This window comes from Bradyrhizobium sp. 138, assembly GCF_023074075.1.
Taxonomy (GTDB): domain Bacteria; phylum Pseudomonadota; class Alphaproteobacteria; order Rhizobiales; family Xanthobacteraceae; genus Bradyrhizobium.
On the sequence record NZ_JADPKT010000003.1, the window covers coordinates 182,193 to 202,933 of the forward strand.

Annotated in this window: 20 protein-coding genes and 1 riboswitch; of the genes, 9 read left to right on the forward strand and 11 right to left on the reverse strand. The window is 65.8% G+C overall.

Features of this window, described 5'->3' with window-relative positions:
• The first annotated feature begins 198 nt into the window (after positions 1–198).
• Positions 199–1,062 (forward strand): alpha/beta hydrolase, encoded by an 864-nt coding sequence (locus IVA79_RS01865; protein ID WP_247549931.1) that lies wholly within the window; start codon positions 199–201, stop codon positions 1,060–1,062.
• A 51-nt stretch (positions 1,063–1,113) separates the two neighbouring features.
• Here the strand turns inward: IVA79_RS01865 and metW are convergent, their stop codons facing one another.
• Positions 1,114–1,776, reverse strand: a complete 663-nt coding sequence (gene metW / locus IVA79_RS01870; protein WP_247549933.1) for a methionine biosynthesis protein MetW — start codon at positions 1,774–1,776, stop codon at positions 1,114–1,116.
• A gap of 1 nt (position 1,777) precedes the next feature.
• Entirely contained in the window at positions 1,778–2,974 is a 1,197-nt protein-coding gene (locus tag IVA79_RS01875) for a homoserine O-acetyltransferase (RefSeq protein WP_247550540.1), read from the reverse strand.
• 91 nt (positions 2,975–3,065) lie between these two features.
• Positions 3,066–3,145: riboswitch (SAM riboswitch) on the reverse strand.
• Positions 3,146–3,302: 157 nt separating this feature from the next.
• Here IVA79_RS01875 and IVA79_RS01880 point away from each other — a divergent pair.
• Genes IVA79_RS01880 through IVA79_RS01890 form a run of 3 tightly spaced genes read left to right on the forward strand, consistent with a single transcriptional unit; the run spans position 3,303 to position 6,216 of the window.
• Entirely contained in the window at positions 3,303–4,151 is an 849-nt protein-coding gene (locus tag IVA79_RS01880) for a chorismate mutase (RefSeq protein WP_247549935.1), read from the forward strand.
• A 35-nt stretch (positions 4,152–4,186) separates the two neighbouring features.
• The gene (gene hisC / locus IVA79_RS01885) at positions 4,187–5,284 is read left to right on the forward strand and encodes a histidinol-phosphate transaminase (protein ID WP_247549936.1); all 1,098 of its coding nucleotides are present in this window, start codon (positions 4,187–4,189) and stop codon (positions 5,282–5,284) included.
• Entirely contained in the window at positions 5,281–6,216 is a 936-nt protein-coding gene (locus tag IVA79_RS01890) for a prephenate/arogenate dehydrogenase family protein (RefSeq protein WP_247549938.1), read from the forward strand. Before hisC ends, IVA79_RS01890 begins: the two co-directional genes overlap by 4 nt.
• A 102-nt stretch (positions 6,217–6,318) precedes the next feature.
• Here the strand turns inward: IVA79_RS01890 and IVA79_RS01895 are convergent, their stop codons facing one another.
• On the reverse strand, positions 6,319–7,503 hold the full coding sequence (locus tag IVA79_RS01895; RefSeq protein ID WP_247549939.1) for a DUF2125 domain-containing protein: 1,185 nt from the start codon (positions 7,501–7,503) through the stop codon (positions 6,319–6,321).
• A 110-nt stretch (positions 7,504–7,613) separates the two neighbouring features.
• On the opposite strand from IVA79_RS01895, the gene IVA79_RS01900 reads away from it, so the two are divergent.
• The gene (locus tag IVA79_RS01900; RefSeq protein WP_247549941.1) at positions 7,614–8,225 is read left to right on the forward strand and encodes a gamma-glutamylcyclotransferase; all 612 of its coding nucleotides are present in this window, start codon (positions 7,614–7,616) and stop codon (positions 8,223–8,225) included.
• Here IVA79_RS01900 and IVA79_RS01905 read toward each other — a convergent pair.
• The 4 genes from IVA79_RS01905 to ftsE form a co-directional block, all read right to left on the reverse strand.
• The gene (locus tag IVA79_RS01905) at positions 8,222–8,992 is read right to left on the reverse strand and encodes a lysophospholipid acyltransferase family protein (protein WP_247549944.1); all 771 of its coding nucleotides are present in this window, start codon (positions 8,990–8,992) and stop codon (positions 8,222–8,224) included. The two genes, IVA79_RS01900 and IVA79_RS01905, sit on opposite strands and share 4 nt — an antisense overlap.
• Positions 8,993–9,015: 23 nt before the next feature.
• Positions 9,016–9,720 carry a YdcF family protein gene (locus tag IVA79_RS01910; RefSeq protein ID WP_247549946.1) on the reverse strand — a complete coding sequence of 235 codons (705 nt, stop codon included), beginning with the start codon at positions 9,718–9,720 and terminating at the stop codon, positions 9,016–9,018.
• Positions 9,721–9,792: 72 nt separating this feature from the next.
• Positions 9,793–10,761 (reverse strand): ABC transporter permease, encoded by a 969-nt coding sequence (locus IVA79_RS01915; protein ID WP_247549948.1) that lies wholly within the window; start codon positions 10,759–10,761, stop codon positions 9,793–9,795.
• Positions 10,754–11,413 carry a cell division ATP-binding protein FtsE gene (ftsE, locus tag IVA79_RS01920; RefSeq protein WP_063694655.1) on the reverse strand — a complete coding sequence of 220 codons (660 nt, stop codon included), beginning with the start codon at positions 11,411–11,413 and terminating at the stop codon, positions 10,754–10,756. Before ftsE ends, IVA79_RS01915 begins: the two co-directional genes overlap by 8 nt.
• 152 nt (positions 11,414–11,565) lie before the next feature.
• On the opposite strand from ftsE, the gene IVA79_RS01925 reads away from it, so the two are divergent.
• The gene (locus IVA79_RS01925; RefSeq protein WP_247549950.1) at positions 11,566–12,444 is read left to right on the forward strand and encodes an MJ0042-type zinc finger domain-containing protein; all 879 of its coding nucleotides are present in this window, start codon (positions 11,566–11,568) and stop codon (positions 12,442–12,444) included.
• A gap of 49 nt (positions 12,445–12,493) precedes the next feature.
• A complete protein-coding gene (locus tag IVA79_RS01930) occupies positions 12,494–12,868 on the forward strand; it encodes a response regulator (RefSeq protein ID WP_247549952.1) in 375 nt (124 codons plus the stop codon).
• A gap of 107 nt (positions 12,869–12,975) precedes the next feature.
• Here IVA79_RS01930 and IVA79_RS01935 read toward each other — a convergent pair whose 3' ends face one another.
• The gene (locus tag IVA79_RS01935; protein ID WP_247549954.1) at positions 12,976–14,127 is read right to left on the reverse strand and encodes a DUF4175 family protein; all 1,152 of its coding nucleotides are present in this window, start codon (positions 14,125–14,127) and stop codon (positions 12,976–12,978) included.
• The gene (locus IVA79_RS01940; RefSeq protein ID WP_247549963.1) at positions 14,115–16,064 is read right to left on the reverse strand and encodes a TIGR02302 family protein; all 1,950 of its coding nucleotides are present in this window, start codon (positions 16,062–16,064) and stop codon (positions 14,115–14,117) included. The genes IVA79_RS01935 and IVA79_RS01940 overlap by 13 nt, the downstream gene beginning before the upstream one ends.
• A 167-nt stretch (positions 16,065–16,231) precedes the next feature.
• Here IVA79_RS01940 and IVA79_RS01945 point away from each other — a divergent pair, with 167 nt between their 5' ends.
• Together IVA79_RS01945 and IVA79_RS01950 are read left to right on the forward strand one after the other, a co-directional pair.
• Complete coding sequence (locus tag IVA79_RS01945; RefSeq protein ID WP_247549965.1) at positions 16,232–16,615, forward strand: carboxymuconolactone decarboxylase family protein; 384 nt, start codon at positions 16,232–16,234, stop codon at positions 16,613–16,615.
• A 136-nt stretch (positions 16,616–16,751) separates the two neighbouring features.
• A complete protein-coding gene (locus IVA79_RS01950) occupies positions 16,752–17,660 on the forward strand; it encodes an NAD(P)-dependent oxidoreductase (protein ID WP_247549967.1) in 909 nt (302 codons plus the stop codon).
• A 64-nt stretch (positions 17,661–17,724) separates the two neighbouring features.
• Here the strand turns inward: IVA79_RS01950 and IVA79_RS01955 are convergent, their stop codons facing one another.
• Together IVA79_RS01955 and IVA79_RS01960 are read right to left on the reverse strand one after the other, a co-directional pair.
• The gene (locus IVA79_RS01955; protein ID WP_247549968.1) at positions 17,725–19,494 is read right to left on the reverse strand and encodes a tannase/feruloyl esterase family alpha/beta hydrolase; all 1,770 of its coding nucleotides are present in this window, start codon (positions 19,492–19,494) and stop codon (positions 17,725–17,727) included.
• 154 nt (positions 19,495–19,648) lie between these two features.
• Positions 19,649–20,629, reverse strand: coding sequence for a helix-turn-helix transcriptional regulator (locus IVA79_RS01960; RefSeq protein WP_247549970.1), 981 nt, complete (start codon positions 20,627–20,629; stop codon positions 19,649–19,651).
• Between the last annotated feature and the right edge of the window lie 112 nt (positions 20,630–20,741).

Below are 20,741 nucleotides of genomic sequence, written 5' to 3' on the forward strand. Positions count from 1 at the left end.
TCATCCTTCGTTGACACCCCCACTTCCCGATCGGCCCGTGCGGTGGCCGACATCTGCTTGGCGTATCAGAATCCTGATGTGGCGAGATCAAGACGCGCTCCGGAAGATTTTGCGCGCAGGTTAACGGGTGTTAGAACTCACATGCGTGAACTGCAGAACGGCATTCCAATGCCGCAACACCCTCAGGGAGAAAACCCGATGCCCTACGCCATCACGGCGGACAAGTGCCGTCTCTATTTCGAAGAAGCGGGTAGCGGCACGCCGATCATCTTCCTGCACGAATTCGCGGCCGACTACACCAATTGGGAGCCGCAGATGCGCTATTTCTCGCGCGGCCATCGCTGCATCACCTATTCGGCGCGCGGCTACACACCGTCGGACGTGCCTGAAGGCGAGGTTTACAGCTACACGCATTTCTACAGCGACGCGCTTGCGGTGCTCGATCATCTCGAGATCGAGCGCGCGCATCTCGTCGGCCTGTCGATGGGCGCCTACTCGTCGCTCCAGATCGGATTGAACGCGCCGCAGCGCGCGCTGTCGATGACGCTGGCCGGTGTCGGCTCCGGCTCGGAGATCGAGAACCTCGATGCCTGGCGCAAGCAATGCCGCGCCAATGCCGAGCAGTTCGAGACGCTCGGCTCCGCCGAAGTCGCAAAAGTCACGCGCGAGGCGCCGAGCCGGATTCCCTTCCTGGTCAAGGACCCACGCGGCCACGCCGATTTCTACGCCGCGCTGGCGCGGCACGACGCCAAGGGCTCGGCGCGCACGATGCGCGGCTTCCAGGGCGGCCGCCCCTCGATCTACACGATGACGGATGCGATCGAGAAGGCGACGACGCCAGCGCTGATCATCTGCGGCGACGAGGACGATCCGTGCGTTGGGCCGAGCCTTTTCCTGAAGAAGCATCTGCCCGCGGCGGGGCTGGCGATGTTTCCGAAGTCGGGCCACGTGCTCAATCTCGAAGAGCCCGCGCTGTTCAACGAAAGCGTGGATCGGTTCGTGAGGCTGGTGGAAGCCGGCCGCTGGCCGGCGCGCGATCCGAGGTCGCTAGCAGCGCATTAGCCGTTATTCCGGGGCGGTACGAAGAGCGAACCCGGAATGACGCCTACGGCGTCACTTCCCCTCGCCCCGGCTCAGCAAGAACACGCCCTGCTCGCCGAACATGTTCCACACCCACCACGGCAGGTTCAGCGGCACCGGGCGGCCGTAGAGATCGAGTGCGACCGAGCGCTCCATCTTGACGTTGATCTCGTCGCAGAGCTGCACGAAATCCTTGATGGTGCAGAAATGGATGTTGGCGGTGTCGTACCAGGTCGCCGGCAGGTTCTCGGTGCGCGGCATGTGGCCGCCGATCAGGAGCTGGAGCCGCATCTTCCAGAAGCCGAAATTCGGGAACGAGACGATGGCGCGGCGGCCGATGCGCAGCAGATTCTCCAGCACCACCCTCGGCTGCCGCGTCGCCTGCAGCGTCTGCGACAGGATCACGTAATCGAAGGCGTCATCGGGATAATTGACGAGGTCGGTGTCGGCATCACCCTGCACCACCGCGAGACCCTTGGCCACGCAGCGGTTGACGCCCTCGCGTGACAGCTCGATGCCGCGGCCGTCGATGCCGCGCATCTCCAGCAGCTGAAGCAGATCGCCCTCGCCGCAGCCGACGTCGAGCACTTTCGAGCCCGGCTTGACCATCTCGGCGACCAGGAGATGATCGGCGCGAAAATCACCGGACTGCCCGGTCGCAACGCCGCCCAGCGGCAAGACTTCCTGCACCGACATGCTAGCTACCCTTCAGGCCGCGCGCCTTGCCCGCCGATTGCAGGAAGGCCCGGGAGATGTCGAAGAATTCGGGAACGTCGAGCAGGAAGGCGTCGTGGCCGCGATCGGTCTCGATCTCGGCGAACGACACCCGCGCGCTCGAGGCGTTCAGGGCGTGCACCAGCGCGCGCGATTCCGAGGTCGGAAACAGCCAGTCGCTGGTGAAGGAGACGACGCAGAAGCGGGTCTTGATATCGGCGAACGCCTTCGCCAGCGCGCCGCCATGGTCGGCGGCGATGTCGAAATAATCCATCGCGCGCGTCAGATAGAGATAGGCGTTGGCGTCGAAGCGCTCGACGAAGGACGAGCCCTGGTAGCGCAGATAGGACTCGACCTGGAAATCGGCGTCGAACGAGAAGGTCGGCAGCTCGCGGTCCTGCATGCGCCGGCCGAACTTGCGATGCAGCGCCGCGTCGGAGAGATAGGTGATGTGCGCCGCCATCCGCGCCACCGCGAGCCCGCGATGCGGATGGATGCCGTGATCGGCATAGCCGCCACCGTGCCAATCGGGATCGGCCATCACGGCCTGGCGGCCGAGCTCGTGGAAGGCGATGTTCTGCGCCGAGTGCCGCGTGGCGCAAGCAATCGCAAGCGCCGAGAACACGCGGGCAGGATAGGCCGCAGTCCATTGCAGCACCTGCATGCCGCCCATCGAGCCGCCGACGACCGCAAACAGCGTGTCGATGCCGAGCCGGTCGATCAGCATGGCCTGCGCGCGCACCATGTCGGGGATGGTGATGACAGGGAAATCGAGGCCCCAGACCTTGCCGCTGGCAGGATTGATCGACGCCGGCCCGGTCGAGCCCATGCAGCCGCCGATCACATTGGAGCAGATGATGAAGTAGTGCTTGGGATCGATGGGGCGGCCTGGGCCGACCAGCGTCTCCCACCAGCCGGGCTTGCCGGTGACGGGATGCACATTGGCGACATGCTGATCGCCGGTCAGTGCATGGCAGATCAGAACGGCGTTGGAGCGTTCGGCATTGAGCTCACCATAGGTCTGGTAGGCGATCTGGAACGGGGTGAGATCGACGCCGCAATCGAGCCGCAGCGGCTGCTCGGTGCCGAAGTGCGCGACCTGCGAGCTCGGATGATCCACCTCGTGCGACCGCTCGTCGGCGCTGATCGCAGGACTCGGTATCGACTTGACGCTGCCCATCTGACCATCGACCTCGTTTGCGATCAAACGCGTGATCGCCACTTGCATCAGGCCATGAAAAACCCGGCCTGAACGATAGGTTCGGCCGGGATCGGAAGCGTCCCCGGCCTGTTTAGCGAGTTTTTTAACGTGGCTGCAAGCCGGCCGGCTCAAATGACCACGGAACGAGCAAAAGCTACCGTCTTGGGCGGTTTTCGTCAAGTCGCGGCCCGGATCGGCCCAATTCGCCTCTGTCGCGCGGGCCGAAAAGGACGTCATTTCTCTTTGCTTTCGCCGCCCCGACTGCCTAATCAGGACATCCCCCATTCGGAACGATCGACAGCCAGACATGTCCCAACGTCCGCCCGCGCCGCCATCATTGCAGGAATTGCGCAAGGAGATCGATGCGATCGACGAGGGCATGCATCGCCTGCTGATGCAGCGCGGCGACATCATCGACCGCCTGATCCAGGTGAAGCAGACCCAGGAGGTCGGTTCGGCGTTCCGGCCGGCGCGCGAGGCCGCCATGATGCGTGATCTCGTCCAGCGCCATCGCGGCATCCTGCCGCTCGACACGGTCGAGAGCATCTGGCGCGTCATCATCTCGACCTTCACTTATGTGCAGGCGCCGTTCTCGGTGCATGCCGACGTCTCGGTGAGCGAGCCGGCGATGCGCGATTCCGCGCGCTTCCATTTTGGTTTTACGGTGCCCTACGTCGCGCATTTCAGCGCACAGGCAGCGGTCGAAGCGGTGGCGAAGTCCAAGGGCGATCTGGCGCTGGTCTCGGCGACGTCCAGCCGCACGCCATGGTGGCTCTCGCTCGAGCAAGAGGGTGCGCCAAAAATCATCGCGCGGCTGCCCTTCGTCGAGCGCGCCGACCATCCGGCGGCGATGCCGGTGTTCGCGGTGTCGCGGGTCGCCGACAGCGCCCTGGTGACGGAGGTCGAGACCTTCAGCGTCCGCGTCTCCGGGTGGAACGCCGAGGTCGCGCGCGCCCTGTCGCCGCTCGCCGAGATCGTGGCGGTGCCCGACACCGCCTTCGACGGCGCGGCGCTGCTGGTCTCGGTCACGGGCGCGACCAGCATCGACAAGATCAAGTCTGCCCTGATCGAGGCGGGGGCCTCGGTGCGCTCTGTGGCCCTCGTCGGCAGCCACGCAACGCGCTATACGGTGCCCCCGACCGGGGCGAAATCGTAAACCACGCGCCACGCCCCGCCATTTCGGAGTTGAAGATGTCCCGCCCCGTGCCGAATCCCGGCATTCTCGATATTGCGCCCTACACGCCCGGCAAGAGCCCGGTCGCCGAGCCGGGCCGCAAGGTGTTCAAGCTCTCGGCCAACGAGACGCCGTTCGGGCCCTCGCCCAAGGCGATCGAGGCGTTCAAGCGCGTGGCGAACCATCTGGAAGATTATCCGGAAGGCACCTCTCGGGTGCTGCGCGAGGCGATCGGCCGCTCTTTCGGGCTTGATCCCAACCGCATCATCTGCGGCGCCGGCTCGGACGAGATCCTCAATTTGCTCGCCCACACCTATCTCGGCCAGGGCGACGAGGCGATCTCCACCACCCACGGCTTCCTGGTCTACCCGATCGCGACCATGGCGGTCGGTGCGAAGAACGTGGTTGCGCAGGAGACCAACCTCACCTGCGACGTCGACGCCATTCTCAAGGCGGTGACGCCGAAGACAAAGCTGGTCTGGCTTGCAAACCCCAACAATCCGACCGGGACCTACGTGCCGTTCGACGAGGTCAAGCGGCTGCGCGCCGGCCTGCCGTCGCACGTGCTCTTGGTGCTGGACGCCGCCTATTGCGATTACGTCTCGCGCAACGATTACGAGATGGGCATCGAGCTCGTCGCCACCACCGAGAACACGGTGGTGACGCATACCTTCTCCAAGATCCACGGCCTCGCCGCGCTGCGCATCGGCTGGATGTTCGGGCCCGAGCACATCATCGACGCGGTCAACCGCATCCGCGGTCCCTTCAACGTGTCGACGCCGGCGATGTATGCCGCGGTCGCCGCGATCGAGGACACCGCGCACCAGACGATGTCGAAGCAGTTCACCGAGACCTGGCGCAACTGGCTGACCGAGGAAATCGGCAAGCTCGGGCTGAAGGTGACGCCGAGCGTCGCCAATTTCGTGCTGATCCATTTCCCGACCGACAAGGGCAAGACCGCTGACGACGCCGACGCCTTCCTCACCAAGCGGGGCCTGGTGCTGCGCGCGTTGAAGAACTATGGCCTGCCGCACTCGCTGCGCATGACCATCGGCACCGAGGAGGCCAATCGCCTCGTGGTCGATGCCTTGCGCGACTTCATGGCCGGCAAATGAGCGCGGATCCGCACTTCCAGCGTGTCGCGCTGATCGGCTTCGGCCTGATCGGCGGCTCGATCGCGCGCGCTGCGAAGCTCCAGGGCCTGGCAGGCGAGATCGTCACCACCGCGCGCTCGGAGAAGACGCGCGCGCGCGTGCTTGAGCTCGGCATCGTCGACCAGGTCGTGGCGACCAATGCGGAAGCAGTGAAGGATGCCGATCTCGTCATCCTCTGCATTCCCGTCGGTGCCTGCGGAGCTGTGGCGCAGGAGATCGCCGCGCATCTGAAGCCGGGCGCTGTTGTCTCCGACGTCGGCTCGGTCAAGGGCGCGATCGTCAAGGACATGGCGCCGCATCTGCCGAAGACCGTTCATTTCGTGCCGGCGCACCCCGTGGCGGGCACCGAGCATTCGGGTCCGGATTCAGGTTTCGCCGAGCTCTTCATCAATCGCTGGTGCATCCTCACCCCGCCGGAAGGCGTCGACGCCGCGGCCACCGACCGCCTGCGCGCGTTCTGGGCGGCGATGGGCGCCAAGGTCGAGGTCATGACGCCTGATCATCACGATCTCGTGCTCGCGATCACCAGCCATCTGCCGCATCTGATCGCCTACACCATCGTCGGCACCGCCGACGAGCTGGCGCAGGTGACGGAATCCGAGGTCATCAAGTTCTCCGCCGGCGGCTTTCGCGATTTCACCCGCATTGCCGCCTCCGACCCGACGATGTGGCGCGACGTCTTCCTCGCCAACAAGGAGGCCGTGCTGGAGATGCTCGGCACCTTCACCGAGGATCTCGCCAAGCTCACCCGCGCCATCCGCCGCGGTGACGGCGAGGCGCTGTTCGACCACTTCACCCGCACCCGCGCCATCCGCCGCGGCATCGTCGAGATCGGCCAGGATTCCGCCGCGCCCGATTTCGGCCGGCCGCATGCGGCGCTGAAGAAGCCGTAGCCTCCCCACTTCCCGTCATTCCGGGGCGACGCGCGGCGTCGAACCCGGAATCTCGAGATTCCGGGTTCACGCTTCGCGTGTCCCGGAATGACGACAAATCATTCAATACAGCGGCGGGATCTGGCCGACCTTGACCGGGCCGAGCAGCACGGCGCCGTCGACGAACTTCAGCGGGAAGCTGCGCGCCTTCTTGCCTTCCAGCGTGCTCTCGGTGCCGATCGAATTGATGCCGGCGGCAACGCCGGCATTGGCGTTCTGCTTGATCACCTTGCCGAGGCCGGGCACGGCGCGGTCGAGCGCGCCGAAGAGGTTGTTGAGATCCTGCGACTTCACGCCGGGCGCGACGCGGTCGAGCGTCGCCTGCGGCACGCCCTCCTCCAGCATCTTCTCGATGCCGAGCGCCGGGATCACGCGCTCGAGACCCGTCACCGTCATCTGCAATTCACCGTCGAGCCGGCCATTGGCCGACAGGGCGAGCGTGCCGGCCGCAACCGCGATCATCTCGCCCTGCTGGATCCGCGACTGCACGATCTCGATGTGACCGCCGGCGGCCTGGATCTCGCGGAAGCGCTGCGGCCAGGGCTTTGGCGTGAGGTCGGAGAGGCCCGTGACCTTGGCGCGCGTGTCGGCCTCGAACGGCTCGGCGAGCAGGGGATGAACGCCCTGGATGCTGCCCTGCGCGACATGGAGCACGGTCTCGATCACTGGGTGATCGGCCGACGATCCCTCGGCGAGGCGACCGTGCAGCTCGACCTGCTTGGCACGCGCAAGCGGCACCTGCACGCTGCCGTCGAGCCGGTTGAGGGTGGGATCGTCGAACACGAGGGAGGCGCGGTCCGGTACGGCCGGCAGGCCGGCCACGCTGGCGCGACCGTTACTCCAGTTCACCACGAAGGTGTTTTGCGTGACGCCGTCGATCAGCGTCGCGGGCGCGGAGAATTCGGCGATGATGCGCTTGGGATCGTAGACCTGGGCAAGGACCAGGATGTTGTCGAGCTTCGCCGTGAACGGCGTCTTGCTCGCGTTCTGCGAGACCAGGGCGACGCTGGCGCCAGAGCACTGGACCTCGAAGCGGAACGGGAAGCCGGCGATCGAGCGCTTGGCGCAATCATAGATGCGGCCGGACTTGGCCTCCTGCGCGCGCCAGGCGTCGGCGGCGATCTCGGCCTGCGACGCCGCATAGAACCAGAAGCAGGTCCAGGCGACGGCGAGGATCAGGACGAGGACGGGTGCGATGAAAAGGCCCCAACGGGAGCGGCGGCCTGCGGCAACGGTCATATTGGACATGCGGCGACCCTTTGACCTCAGATTCAGGCAAATGTAAGCGAGGGCGGCCTGCGACGAAAGGCGGAGAATTCGCTTCGCTTGGGGGCGCGGTTCTGGTAGCCGTGCCCGAAATGTCGGAAATCACCCTTCCCTCCGTCACCACGGCCAACGGCGACCTCTGGGTGTTCGGGTACGGCTCGCTGATGTGGCGGCCGGGCTTCGCTTTCGAGGAGCGCGTCCCGGCCCGTCTGGTCGGCGAGCACCGCGCGCTCTGCGTCTATTCCTTCGTCCATCGCGGTACGCCGGAGAAGCCGGGCCTGGTGCTCGGGCTCGACCGCGGCGGCGCCTGCCGCGGCATCGCCTTCCGCGTCGCGGAGAAGAACCGCGCCGAGGTCGTCGCTTATCTGCGCGCGCGCGAGCAGGTCACCTCGGTCTATCGCGAGGTGATGCGCTCGGTATGGCTGGAGAACGACGCGCGGCAGCGCGTCTCCGCTCTCGCTTATGTCGTCGATCGCGGCCATGTCCAATATGCCGGCCGGCTGTCGCTTACAGAGCAGCACCGCCATGTCATCCAGGGCCACGGCCGGTCCGGTGCGAACCGCGACTATGTGACGGCGACGGTGAAGGCGATCGAGGCTGAAGGCTTTCGCGACACGCAGCTGCATCAGCTCGCATTGATGCTGCATGGTGATGCACATTCCCTGCACGCGCCGGCGCCCACCGAAGACCGCGAAAACCGCTAGCCAGTCGGCGCGTAGCTCGGCGATGTGCCGATCAACTGCTCCTGCTCTTTCCGGCCCGCTTCGACGAGGCGCTCCGTCGCGTCCTCGATCGCCGTCTGCACGCGGGAGAGAAACTGGTCCTTCGGCAGGCCCGGCGGCAACGGATCGAGGAATTCTACCACCAGCGTGCCGGGATAGCGCATGAAGGTGCGGCGCGGCCAGAACAGGCCGGAGTTGAGCGCGATCGGCAGGCACGGCACGCCGCAGGACGAATAGATCTGCGCAAAGCCGGTCTTGTAGTCGGGCGGCGCCCCCGGCGCGCGGCGCGTGCCTTCCGGAAAGATCACCAATTGCCGGCCGCTGCGCACCGCCTCACGCGCGCGGCGCGTCATGTCGAGCAGCGCCTTCACGCCGGCATTACGGTCGATCGCGATCATTCCGGTCTTGACCAGGAACTGACCGAACACCGGAATCTGCATCAGCTGACGCTTGAGGATGAAGATCGGCCGGTCGAAGAAGCCCGGCAGCACGAAGGTCTCCCAGAACGACTGATGCTTCGCCACGATCACCAGCGGCCCCTGCGGAATCTTCTCCGCCCCCCGGAATTCCACTTTGATGTTGCAGACCACGCGCATCAGGACCAGCGTCGCCTTCGCCCACCACTTCGCAACCGTCAGCATCGCGCGCGGCGGCAATGCGAAGGTCGGCAGCGCCACGATCGCGAGGCACACCAGCACGGCGTAGAACAGCACGTTGAACACCAGCGAGCGCAGGAAAATCAAGAACATCGGTGGTCCGATCAATTTGCCGATCAATTGGCCTGTGCAGTGTTGGGCCGCTTCGGCTGCACGCTTGCAGGCTGCTCCGACATCTCGGGCGAAAGGTCAATCCCGAAATTCTCCAGCCTGACCCTGAGCTCGGCCGCGATGTACTTGACATATTCCGACAACAGCAGCCGCAAGGTGGGCGCCGAGGTCCACCACGGCTCCTCGCGCCATTTGTCGCCGACCACCGCGAACGGGATCAATGTCGTCTTCGGCATCGCATGCGAAAACTCCACCAGCGCGCGCGGCATGTGATAGTTCGACGTGACCACGATCAGCGACTGGAAGCGGCGCCCCTCGGCCCAGCGCCGCGCCTCCGCGGCATTGCCGCGGGTCGAGAGCGCGGTGCGGTCGAGATCGACGCAACAGGTCATGAAGGACTGGTTCTCCGGCAAGGTCCGGGAGATGTCGCTCGCCGTGGAGGTCGGATGCACGCCGGAGATCAGCAGCCGCCTGCCGTAGCCGGCGGCGAGCAGCTCCATCGCATCCGAGACCCGCGAGGAGCCGCCGGTCAGCACCACGATGCCGTCAGCCTTGCGTCCCGGCGCGATCTCGGCGCCGCGCAATTGCGACAGGAACGCGATGAAACCCGCCGCCGCGCCGACGAAGGCGAACGCAATCGCCGACACGATTGTCGCGCGCAGCCAGCCGCGCGGCAATTTCGGCGATCGATCGTCGGTCGGCGTCGTCATGCGATGTCGGCAATCCCTTCCCTAGATGATTTTATGACGTTTTGAGGCGAAGTGGAGTCTGGTTTATCAAGCCTAGTCGACATCATTCAGCGTCGCGAACAGCGTCTGGCGCGCGGCCACTGCGGTGATGGCGCCGATCAGCACGGCCTGGACCGCCAGCACGATGTAGCCGGATGGCCGCAGCGAGAAGGTGCCGAGCAGCGCGGCGAACTGGTCGCCGACGGGGGTACCGGAAAACCAGCCGGCGATCGACTCCGAGAAGCCGAACACCAGCATGGCGGCGCCACCGCCGATCAAGCCGCCCTCCAGCCCCAGCCTGAGGAAATGACGCAGGAAGTGGTTGGCGATGTAGCGGTCGCCGGCGCCGACGAAATGCAGCACCTCGACGATCGGACGGTTCGCCGCCATGGCGCCGCGGGTCGCGAACGAGACGGAGATGATGGTGGCGATGATGACGAGCGCGAGAATGCCGAGGCCGGCGAGCACGGTGGCGTTGGTCATCGAGCGCATGCGCTCGATCCAGGCGCGGTGATCGTCGACGCTGGCGCCTGGCGCGATCTGGGTCACGCGCGCGCGCAGGGTGCCGAGATCGAGCGACGTGCCGGGCTGCACGCGCGCGATGATCATGCGCGGCACCGGCAGATCGTCCATCGACAGCCCGGTGCCGAGCCAGGGCTCGAGCAGTCTGCCGCTCTCCTCCCTGCTGAACGGCTTGACCTCGACGATGCCGGCCTGCGCGCGCATCGCCTCCGTCACCGCTGCGGTGTCGCGGTCGAGGTCGCGGCCGGCCTGCGGGCGAACCTGGATGGTGATCTCGCTCGCAACGTCCGACTGCCATTCGGCGGCGGAGGCGCTGACCAGCAGCACCGTGCCCGTGGTCATCGAGGCGAGAAAGGTCATGATGGCGACGACGGCAACCAGCGCGCGGCCGTGGATCGAGGCGCGCGGCACGATCGGCGACATGTTGCGCGCCTTGGCCGGGAGCTGCGGACGCTCCTGTCCGAGGTCGACCAGCACGCCGCGCTCGTCGGTCCTATTCATAGACGTGCAGCCGTCCCTGATGCAGCACCAGCCGCCGCGCCTCGTACTGGTCCATCAGGCCGATGTCGTGGGTCGCGATGATGACGGCGGTGCCCGATTTGTTGAGCTCGATGAAGAGCCGCAGCAGACGGCGTCCGAGCGTCGGGTCGACGCTGCCGGTCGGCTCGTCCGCGAGCAGCAGCTGCGGCCGCGAGATCACGGCGCGCGCGATCGCGGCGCGCTGCTTCTCGCCGCCCGACAGGATCGGCGGCAGCGCGTCCATGCGCTCGCCAAGCCCGACCCAGCGCAACAGATCGATCACCTCCTTGCGGTAGCTCGACTCGCTGCGTCCCATGACGCGGAACGGCAGCGCGACGTTCTCATAGGTCGTCATATGATCGAGCAGGCGGAAATCCTGGAGCACGATGCCGATGCGCTTGCGCAAGTCGGCGATCTCGTCCTTGCCGAGCTGTGAGATGTCGTGGCCGAACAGATTGACGAGGCCCCGCGTCGGTCGATGCGACAGGAACAACAGGCGCAGCAGCGAGGTCTTGCCGGCGCCGGACGGGCCGGTGAGGAACTGGAACGAATGCGCCGGGATCTGGAAGCTGAGGTCGCGCAGGATCTCCGGCCCCAGACCGTAACGCAATCCGACATTTTCGAACCGAACCAAGCTCAGCTCCGTTCGAGAGGGGGCGCGGATCGCAGTGCTGCGCTCCGCCATACGCGATCAACGGGTTTTGCCGCCGTTATGGTTTCCGGTTCGTTAACGGTCGCCTTGTAGCATACGTGGCCAAGTCCTCGTTCATGCATCAAGGCTGGTCCATGCATATCGTCTGCCCCCATTGTATGACATCCTACGCCATCAAGCTTGCGAGCCTGGGGGCGAACGGACGGGCGGTCCGCTGTTCCCGTTGCAAGGAGACCTGGATCGCCCATGCCGAGGATGCCATCGAGGAGGCGTCCGTCCCGGCCATGGCCGCTGCCAGCCAGGCCGACGACCAGTCCGATCTCGCCGAGCAGTGGAACTCCTATGCCAAGGACGACGGCGCCGCTGATGCGCCCGTGGTCGACAGCCCCTCGATCGCCAGCGACTGGCCCGATGAAGAGGCCAAGCAAACCGAGGACGAGTGGTCAGCGGCGGCCCGCGAGGCCGAAGAGGAGGTCGTCGGCGCGCAGCATCAGTCCTGGTTCCGCGGCCTGTTCAGCCGCCGCGGTGCGCGGGTCAGCCGCCCGGCCGCCACCATTGCTCCGCGAAAATCCTATTTCGGCCTGCCGACCGCCTGCGCGGCCATGGGCGCACTGGTGCTGGCGCTGGTGATCTGGCGCGGCGACATGGTGCGGCTGCTGCCGCAGACGGCGGCGTTCTACAAGATGGTCGGGCTCGAGGTGAACCTGCGCGGCCTCGCCTTCAAGGACGTGAAGCTGTCCAGCGAGACCGTGGACGGTAAGCAGGTGTTGGTGATCGAGGGCGTGATCGTCGGCGAGGGCAAGAAGCCACTCGACATCCCTCGGCTGCGCTTCGCCGTGCGCGACGCGCAAGGCGCGGAGATCTACGCCTGGAATACGGTGCTGGAGCAGACCGTGCTGCGGCCCGGCGAGCGCGCCTTCTTCCGCTCTCGCCTCGCCTCGCCGCCGCCGGAGGGCCGCAATATCGACGTTCGCTTCTTCAACCGGCGCGACATCGCCGGCGGCAGCGTATAATCAGCTTGCAGAGTCCTGCACGGGAAGGTTCGTCCCAGAGATTGATCTGATGCCGAAAATATTAATCGCCGACGACGAGGATTCGATGCGCACGCTGGTCGCGCGCGCCATCGCCATGGACGGCCACGAGACCGTCACCGCGCAGGACGGCGCCGAGGCGCTGGAGATCCTGACCCGCGAGGGCGGCGCCTTCGACCTGCTGCTCACCGACATCCAGATGCCCGTCATGGACGGCATCGCGCTGGCGCTCTCGGCCGCGCGCGATTTCCCCGATCTGACCATCCTGCTGATGACCGGCTTTGCCGACCAGCGCGAGCGCGCCTCGAACCTGAATGCGCTGGTGCACGACGTCGTGACAAAACCGTTCTCGATCGCCGACATCCGCACCGCGGTGGCCGACGCCCTCGCAGCGAAGAACGGGTAACGGCGGACTGAGCTCGCAGCCCGTAGCCCGCATGAGCGAAGCGACATGCGGGACCAGCGGCCCCGGATATCGCTGCGCTCATCTGGGCTACAAGAGGGGTTATCGCCTCAAAAATCCTTCAGCAGCCGCTCGATATAGTCGAGCTCGATCTGCGGGCGCGAGCTGTCCCCTAAGCGGCGGCGGAGCTCTTCGAGGATGCGGCGGACGCGCTGGGCGTCGATCTCGCCGGGGATCTTGACGGAGTAGTCGTCGCTGAGATCGCGGCCGTGAAGCGGACGCCCCAGCGGATCGGTCTGATTGCCGCCGCTCTGCTGACGACCGGCCCGATTGCCGGGACCATCGCCCTGCCCGTCGCCATCGCCCTGCTGCATCGCCTCGGCCATCTTCTGCGCGCCCTTGCGCATCGCATCGAGTGCCTTGCCCTGCGAGTCCACGGCTCCGTCGGCATTGCCCTCGCCGAGCTTTGAACCGGCATCACCCATGGCGCCGTCCGCGGTGTCGAGGCTGCCATCGTCATCACCGTCGTCGCCGTCCTGGTCGCCGCTCTGGCCCTTGTCGCCCTGCTGGCCTTTCTGTCCCTGTTGACCCTGCTGTCCCTTCTGACCCTTTTGTCCCTTCTGCGCGAGGCCGCGCTTGGCGAGCTCGTCCTGCAGCTTCTTCAGGCGGTCGCGCAGTGACTGCTGATCCTGCTGCAGGTCCGACATCGACTGATCGCCCTGCTTGCCGCGCGAGCGGTCACGCCGGGAGTCCTGGCCCTGCTTGAAAGTCTTGTCGCGCAGTTGCTGCTGCTTGCGGATCATGTCGCTGAGCTCGTTCAGCGCCTGCTCCATTTCGCTCTCGCCGGATTGCCCGGGCTGCGCCATCTGGAGATTTTCCATGATCTGCGCGAGCTGCTCGAGCATGCGTTGCGCGGCTTCTTTATTGCCTTCGCGCGCCGCCTTCTCGATCTGCCGCAAGAGATCGTCCAGATCCCGTTGCGTGATGACGGAACGATCGCGACTGGAAGATTGGCTTCTCTCAGTCGCGCGCTTGTAGTCCTCGAGCTTCTGAATGGCGTCGGATTGGTTGTTCAGGCTCTTCCCGGACTCCTTCTGCCTGAGGCTGTCGCCGGAGTCCTGCATCGCCTTTTCCGCGCTGTCGAGCAGCGCATCGGGATCCTGATCCTGCTGGGCCAGGGCGGGGGGAACGCCGCCCAACAGGACGGCGAGGCAGGCGATCGACATCGCCTTCAAGACTGGTACGCGTGCTAGCTTCCGCATTTCCGGTCCCGCGTAAACTGGTTGGTCTTGTCGTCCCCCGCCTTGTTGGCTCGGTTGTTCGCCGACTTCCGATAGGCCTGAAGCTGCTCGCGCAAGATGTCTTGCTGCTGCGCCAGCTCTGCGAGCTGCTCGGGCGTCGCATGCTGGGTCTTCTGCCGCAGCTCGATCGCCTTGTCGAGGATGAGCTGGACCTCGGCGGGGAACGGCTGCCGCGCACCGAGCGGATTCTGCTCGGCGCGCCGGGCGAGATCGCGCACCTTGCCGGCCATGGCCTCACGAAGCTTCTGCGTCAGCACCTTGAGCTCGTCCTCGCTGGCACCGCGTTCCAGCGCCGCCTTGAGCGCGTCCTGCGCCGAGCGCAGCGCGGCATTGACGCTGCCGGCGACACCGTCGTCCTCGATCGTGACCGCGAAGGCCCACATGCTCGCCACGACATTGCGCAGGGCGTCGTCGGTGCGGGCAGCCTCGAGCTGGGTCGCAAGGCTCCGGAGGCCGAGATAGCAGCCGGCATCCGGCGTGAACAATTCGGGCGCGATCATCAGCGCGTCGAGCGCGGTGTAGACGTCGGAATTCCTGTTGGCGTCGAGCGCGAGGATGCGGCGTTGCTCAATCAGCGCGCGCGAGAGCGAGTTGGTGAACAGACGCTCGGGCAGGCGCATGTTGAAGGGTTCGCTTCTGGCCTCGTTGCCGGCCTCGTCCTTGGCGCTGAGCGTCAGCGTGACGTCGGCGCCGGCATAGGGATCCTCGCTGAGGTCCTTCACCGTTTGGCCGACGCCATTGCGGGTGCGCGCGTTCGGCAGCACGAGCGGGAATTGCGGCGGCTCGAACAGCGGCCGCGCCGCGGCCTTGCCGTCGGAATCCTTACTGCCATCCTTGCTGGCATCTTTGGCGTCGGCGGGGCGCAAGGCGATGTGCGCATCCGCGCCGGTGACGCCGTAATCGTCCTCGATCTTGTAGGAGAGCTGGAGCCCGCCGCGCGCCTGGCGCTCGGGATCCTTGGCAAGCGCGATCGTCGGCGCGCGGTCCGGCGTTGCCGCAAACGCCCATTGCGGCTGGCCGGAGGGCGCGCGGACACGCGCGGTGCCGTCAGCGGTGATGGTGAAGTGCTTCTCGTTGGTGCCCTTCGGTGCGGCCTCTGCGGGCGCGACCTCCTTGAGGCCGCCGGAGACGGCGACATCCAGGCTGCTGCCGGAGGAGCGCACGATCAGGGTCGAGCCTGCGGGAACGGCAAGCGGGCCGGACGCCGGCAGCGCCGCAGCCTCCTTGTTGGCGGCCGACAGGATGACCGGCGGCTTGCCGGTGTAGATCGGCGGGGTGACCCAGGCATCGACGCGAATATTCGCCGGCGCCAGCACGCCGTTCCAGTCGAAGGCGGCTCCGAGCCGCATCGCGCGCTCGTCGCCGGCGGCGAAGAAGGTCGCGACCAGCATCACCATGACGAGGGCGCGCAGCGCCCAAGGATCATGCAGCGGGAGTCGCGGATGGGGCAGACCGGCGCGGATGCGTTTGAGCGAGGCCAGCGTACGCTCGCGCTGCGCCTGCCACAGCGCCAGTGCGACCGGATCCTGCGAAGACAGCGTGTCGGTCAGCGTCGTCGCCGGGCGGTGACGGATGCCGGAGCCACGATCGAGCCGGGCCAACGCCTCATCGCGGCTCGGCCAGCGGAAGCGAATCAGGGGCAACAGGACGGCGATCGCGATGCCGGCGAAAACGACGAGACCGATGGCTCGGGCGATGAAAGGCAGCACCAGCCACAGGCCGGCCCAGGACACCACCAGGAACAGGCCGACGACGGTCAGAAGCCGCGCCAGATTTGGCCAGGCACGCTCCCACGCGATAGCATAGATGGCCCGGTCGAGGGCCTGCGCCAGCTTCAACCGCGACAGAGCGTCACTGTTGCGGATCGGGTCTGACGGCTCGGGGGTGACGCCGTTCAATCAACTCTCCAGGTTGCCCGGTAGAGTGGAGCCTATCACAACGGCAGCACTGAGGCATCCGTTCCCGTACGGGAGACACCCCTTTTCCCGCATAACACGAGGACGTGACTGGTCCGGCCCAACCCCGTAATTTCCGCGCCGCCACCCGTAAGACGAGAGGAAACACCATGGACAAGAAGATGCACGACAAGGGCCTGGAAGTCCGCAAAGCGGTGCTGGGCGAGGCCTATGTCAACAATGCCCTGAAGAACGTCGACGATTTCAACCGTCCGTTCCAGGAGATGCTGAACGAATATTGCTGGGGCACGGTGTGGGGCCGCGAGGAGCTGCCGCGCAAGACCCGCAGCATGCTCAACATCGCCATGATCGCGATCCTCAACCGCCAGCACGAGTTCCGCGCGCATCTCAAGGGCGCGCTCACCAACGGCGTCAGCCGCGAGGAGATCCGCGAGATCCTGATGCAGGTCGCGATCTATGGCGGCATGCCCGCCGCAGTCGACAGCTTTCGCATCGCGCGCGAGGTGTTTTCGGAGATCGACGGCAAGGCGTGAGCCGCAGCCCCAATCTCCGCTGTCATCCCGGACAAGCGCAAGCGCAGCGCGCGCTTGAGGCGCGCTTGTCCGGGACGACACCGAGGATGGAGCGAGCACTTTCACAACAACGAAGAAGAAAGAAAAGGGAAACACCATGGACATCGGATTCATCGGCCTTGGAAACATGGGTTTCCCGATGGCGCGGCGGCTGATCGAGGCGGGACACAGGCTCGTCATGTTCGACGCGCGCAAGGAGGTCATGGGCAAGCTCGTGGCGCTCGGCGCGACGGCCGCGACATCACCGAAGGACGTCGCCGATCAGGTCGAGACCGTCATGGCGAGCCTGCCCTCGCTGCAGGCGTCGCTCGAGGTTGCAACCGGGGCGAACGGCGTGATCGAGGGCAGCCGCGCAAAACGCTTCATCGACCTCTCCACCGTCGGCTCGGCGATGGCTGTGAAGATTCACGGCCTCCTCGCGGAGCGCAACATCGTGCAGATCGACTGCCCGGTCTCCGGCGGCGTCGGCGGCGCCGAGAAGGGCACGCTGGCGGTGATGGTCTCCGGACCGAAGGCTGAATTCGAGCTGCTCAAGCCCGCGCTCGACGTGATCGGAAAAGTGTTCTTCATCGGCGAGAAGCCCGGCACGGCGCAGACCATGAAGCTCGCCAACAATTTCCTGTCGGCCACCGCGATCGTGGCGACGTCGGAAGCCGTGGTGATGGGAGTGAAGGCGGGGCTCGATCCCGCCGTGATGATCGACGTCATCAATGCCGGCTCCGGCATGAACACGGCGAGCCGCGACAAGTTTCCTCGCTCGGTGCTGCCGCGCACATTCGACTTCGGCTTTGCCACGGGACTGATGGTGAAGGACGTGCGGCTGGCGCTCGCGGAGATGAAGCAGCTCGGCCTGTCGATGGAGGTTGCCGACGCGGTCGGGCGATTGTGGGAGACCGTGATAGCCGCAGAAGGCGCCGAGTCCGATTTCACCGCGGCGATCAAGCCGATCGAGAAGAAGGCGGGCGTGGTGGTGGGCGGAAAGATGAGCGGGTTGGCGGGACAATAACGCGCGGTCATCCTGGATCGGTGCAGGCCGATCCAGGATCCCGTCTCATTGCCGACCGGTCGGGTCAGCGATCATCGTCCCGGTGTCCGCCCTTGCAGAAGCTCGGATGGACTGCGCTTGCGCGATAGTCGAGCGGGCCCTCGAACTCGTCCTTGTACTTGACGAGGACATCGGGGCAGACCGCCTCCGCCGTCTCGAGATTGCCGCCGCAGCTCCAGTTGGCGGCATCGTTGACGTCACCCGTTCCCTTGTACTTTGCCGTTTGCGGATAGGGGCACAACGGCCGCGACAGTGCCGGCGCCAAACTGCGACCGATAACCTGGTCCGGTGCGACGCCTTTCTCGACCCAATTTACGAGCGCGGCAAAGTCGGCGCCATTTTGCGGCCAGGGCCCCGTGGTGCCGAGGCTGAAGATCGGCAGGCCACAATGGCCGACGCCGGGTGCGTGGTACAGGCGGTAGAAGCTCTGCACGCCATCGAAACCGGTTCGGTCGTGATTCCTCTGATAGCGCTCCGCCATCTGCCGGTAATAATTGAGGACACCGCGCGGATAGATGAACTGGTCGTTGGCGCCGAGGAAGGTCATCAACTTCCCACCACGGGCCCGGAAGGCATCGAGCGGGCCGAATGTGTCGGTCACATCGGCGATATTGCGGGAGCCCGCTTCCGCCACTCTGGGATAGGACAGCCCCTTGCCCCCGAGGCTGACGGTATTCCACTTGGTCGATGGCGGCGCGAAGCTCGGATCGATCAGATTCCATTCGAACTGGGTCACGCCGAGCGGAAACGGCGTCGGACCATTGAGGATCGAGAAGTCGCTGCCGCGATCCAACCCGAACCAGATTCGATTGCCATGCTTGTTACGTGGACCATCCCAGATCTTGTCGACCGCCCCCGCTTCGTCCGCGGTCAGGCAATTTGGTGCCGCCGGCGCGCCCGGCTTCCCACAGATGTTGGCCTTGGCACTGAAGCGGCAGGTGCGGGGATCGTTGATGATGCCGTCGACCACGCCGTCATTGGCGTCGCAGGCCGCGATCGCCGATTTCTGCGCCGCGACCAGCTTGGCCGGAGGGATCACTCCGCTCGGGCTCTCGCCTGCCTGCTCGAACATCGCGATCTGGCCCCACATCTGCGCGGTCTGGAAGCGCGTCCAGTACATCGCCGGAGCGCTGGCGAGGATGCCGTCGAGCTGGCTCCCGAGCTCCTGGGCCAGCAGATATCCCTGCCGGCCGCCCGTCGAGCAGCCGTTCCAGTAATTATAGCTGGGCGGCGTGCTGTAGTAGGCGGTCGCAATGCGCTTCGACCACAGGATCTGCTGTTTGATCCCGTTGCGGAAAAAATCCTGGATGAACTGGAGATTGTAGGTGTGGTCGGCATTGACGCCGGGCGTGCAGTCGCCGCCGGCATGGCCGCCATCCGTCCCCGATCCGACATAGCCGGCATTCACGGCCGCATCGACGTTGAGATTGCCGGCGCATCCGCCGCCGCCAAGGCCTTCGGTGCGACCGTTCCACGCGGCCACGGTCCCGCCTGCACCGCCGTCCGCCGGGCTGAGCGGCAATCCTATCGCGATCGTGATGTTCTGGCTCGGACTCGTGCCGTAGACCAGCGTGACGCCGCAGTACTTCGTGCTGGCAGGAGCCGCCGTCGTCTTGATCGTGCTGGTCGCCGACTTGATGGCGGGATTGTTCGCCAGCTCGAACCGCGGATCCGTCGCCAGGCCTGCGCATGTCGGTGCCGCAAGCGCCGCGGCAGCGTTCGGCAGCGCGACCGCTCCGACGACCAACGCAATGGTGGATGCGCAAACGCGCAACAGGATTCGTGAATACTCCATGATGCCCTCCCCGATCTCTGGTATTTTCGGGAAGTCGTAGCATCACGATGCGGGGGCGCCGTAGAACAAGATCGTCATCGGCTGGAACAAAACCTTCCGGTGGCCGATTTTTTCCGGGACCACGGGACGCACTGGAGAAGCACACCAGCACGCGTCAGGAGCGCGCGCCCTTCGCTGCCCTCGCAAGCCTTGCCGTCTCGGACGGCGCTTCTCCAAAGCACTCGCGATATCTCGACGCGAAATGCCCCATATGCGCAAAGCCCCACTTCAGCGCGACGTCGTGGACCGACAGCGCATTCAGCGGCGATGACAATTCCGCTTGCACTGCCTCGAGGCGAATCTGCCGCAGATAGGCAAGCGGCGTCACGCTCCTGAAGCGGTGAAATCCGTACTGCAAGGATCGCACGCTGATGCCCGCGGCCTCCGCCACCTCGCTCAATGTCAGCGCCTGGTGCATGTTGGCGCGCATGAAGTCGATCGCCTCCCTGATCTGGCGCGGCGTGGCGTCCTGCTGGCGGCGCTGGCGATCGCTGAAGCCATGCGGGAAATTCAGGAAGACCAGCCGCAGGATAGCTTCGCCGAGCAGCGCCATGGACTTCTCGGATCGAAGCGCCTCGTCGCGCATGCCGGCTCCGACGGCTTCGGCCAGCGCCGTGAGCATGCGGCCCGTGGGACCTGCAAGATCGAGCCGCGGGTTGAGCTCCATGCTGCGCAGCGAGCCACCCTCAAAAATGCCGGACAGCACCTTCCGCACCGTCGCGACGTCGAATTCCAGTGTGACGTGCGCGTGCCTGCCGCGTCCGGCATAGGCGATCGAGCTGACTTCCGGCACGCTCAATGCCAACGCGTAATGGTGGTCGATGGCCACGGTCCGATCCCGCACCCTGCCGCTCACCGTGCCCGAACTCGGCAGCACGAGCCCGAGCCTCTCCTTGCGGTGCGAGAGGCGGCAGGTCCAGTCGATCTCGGACTCGACATCCCACCAGGAGAATCCGCTCGTCGCGGCAAACTGGCCGCGCCAGCGGAATGCGCTTCGGCCGCCGTCCAGATCAATCCGCGCATGGGGAACGAGCCGATTGAACGTACTCAGGAACCTGTCGAAGCTCTCATCGCGGCTACTGAGATCGGTGAACATCGGACCATGTGCGCTGGAAGCGGGAACCGGCGGAACTCAATCCCAAACGCGCAATCTTGTCCAGCACGCGCAGCGCCTGCACCAGGAGACGCTTCGCTGGGGAATGCTCATG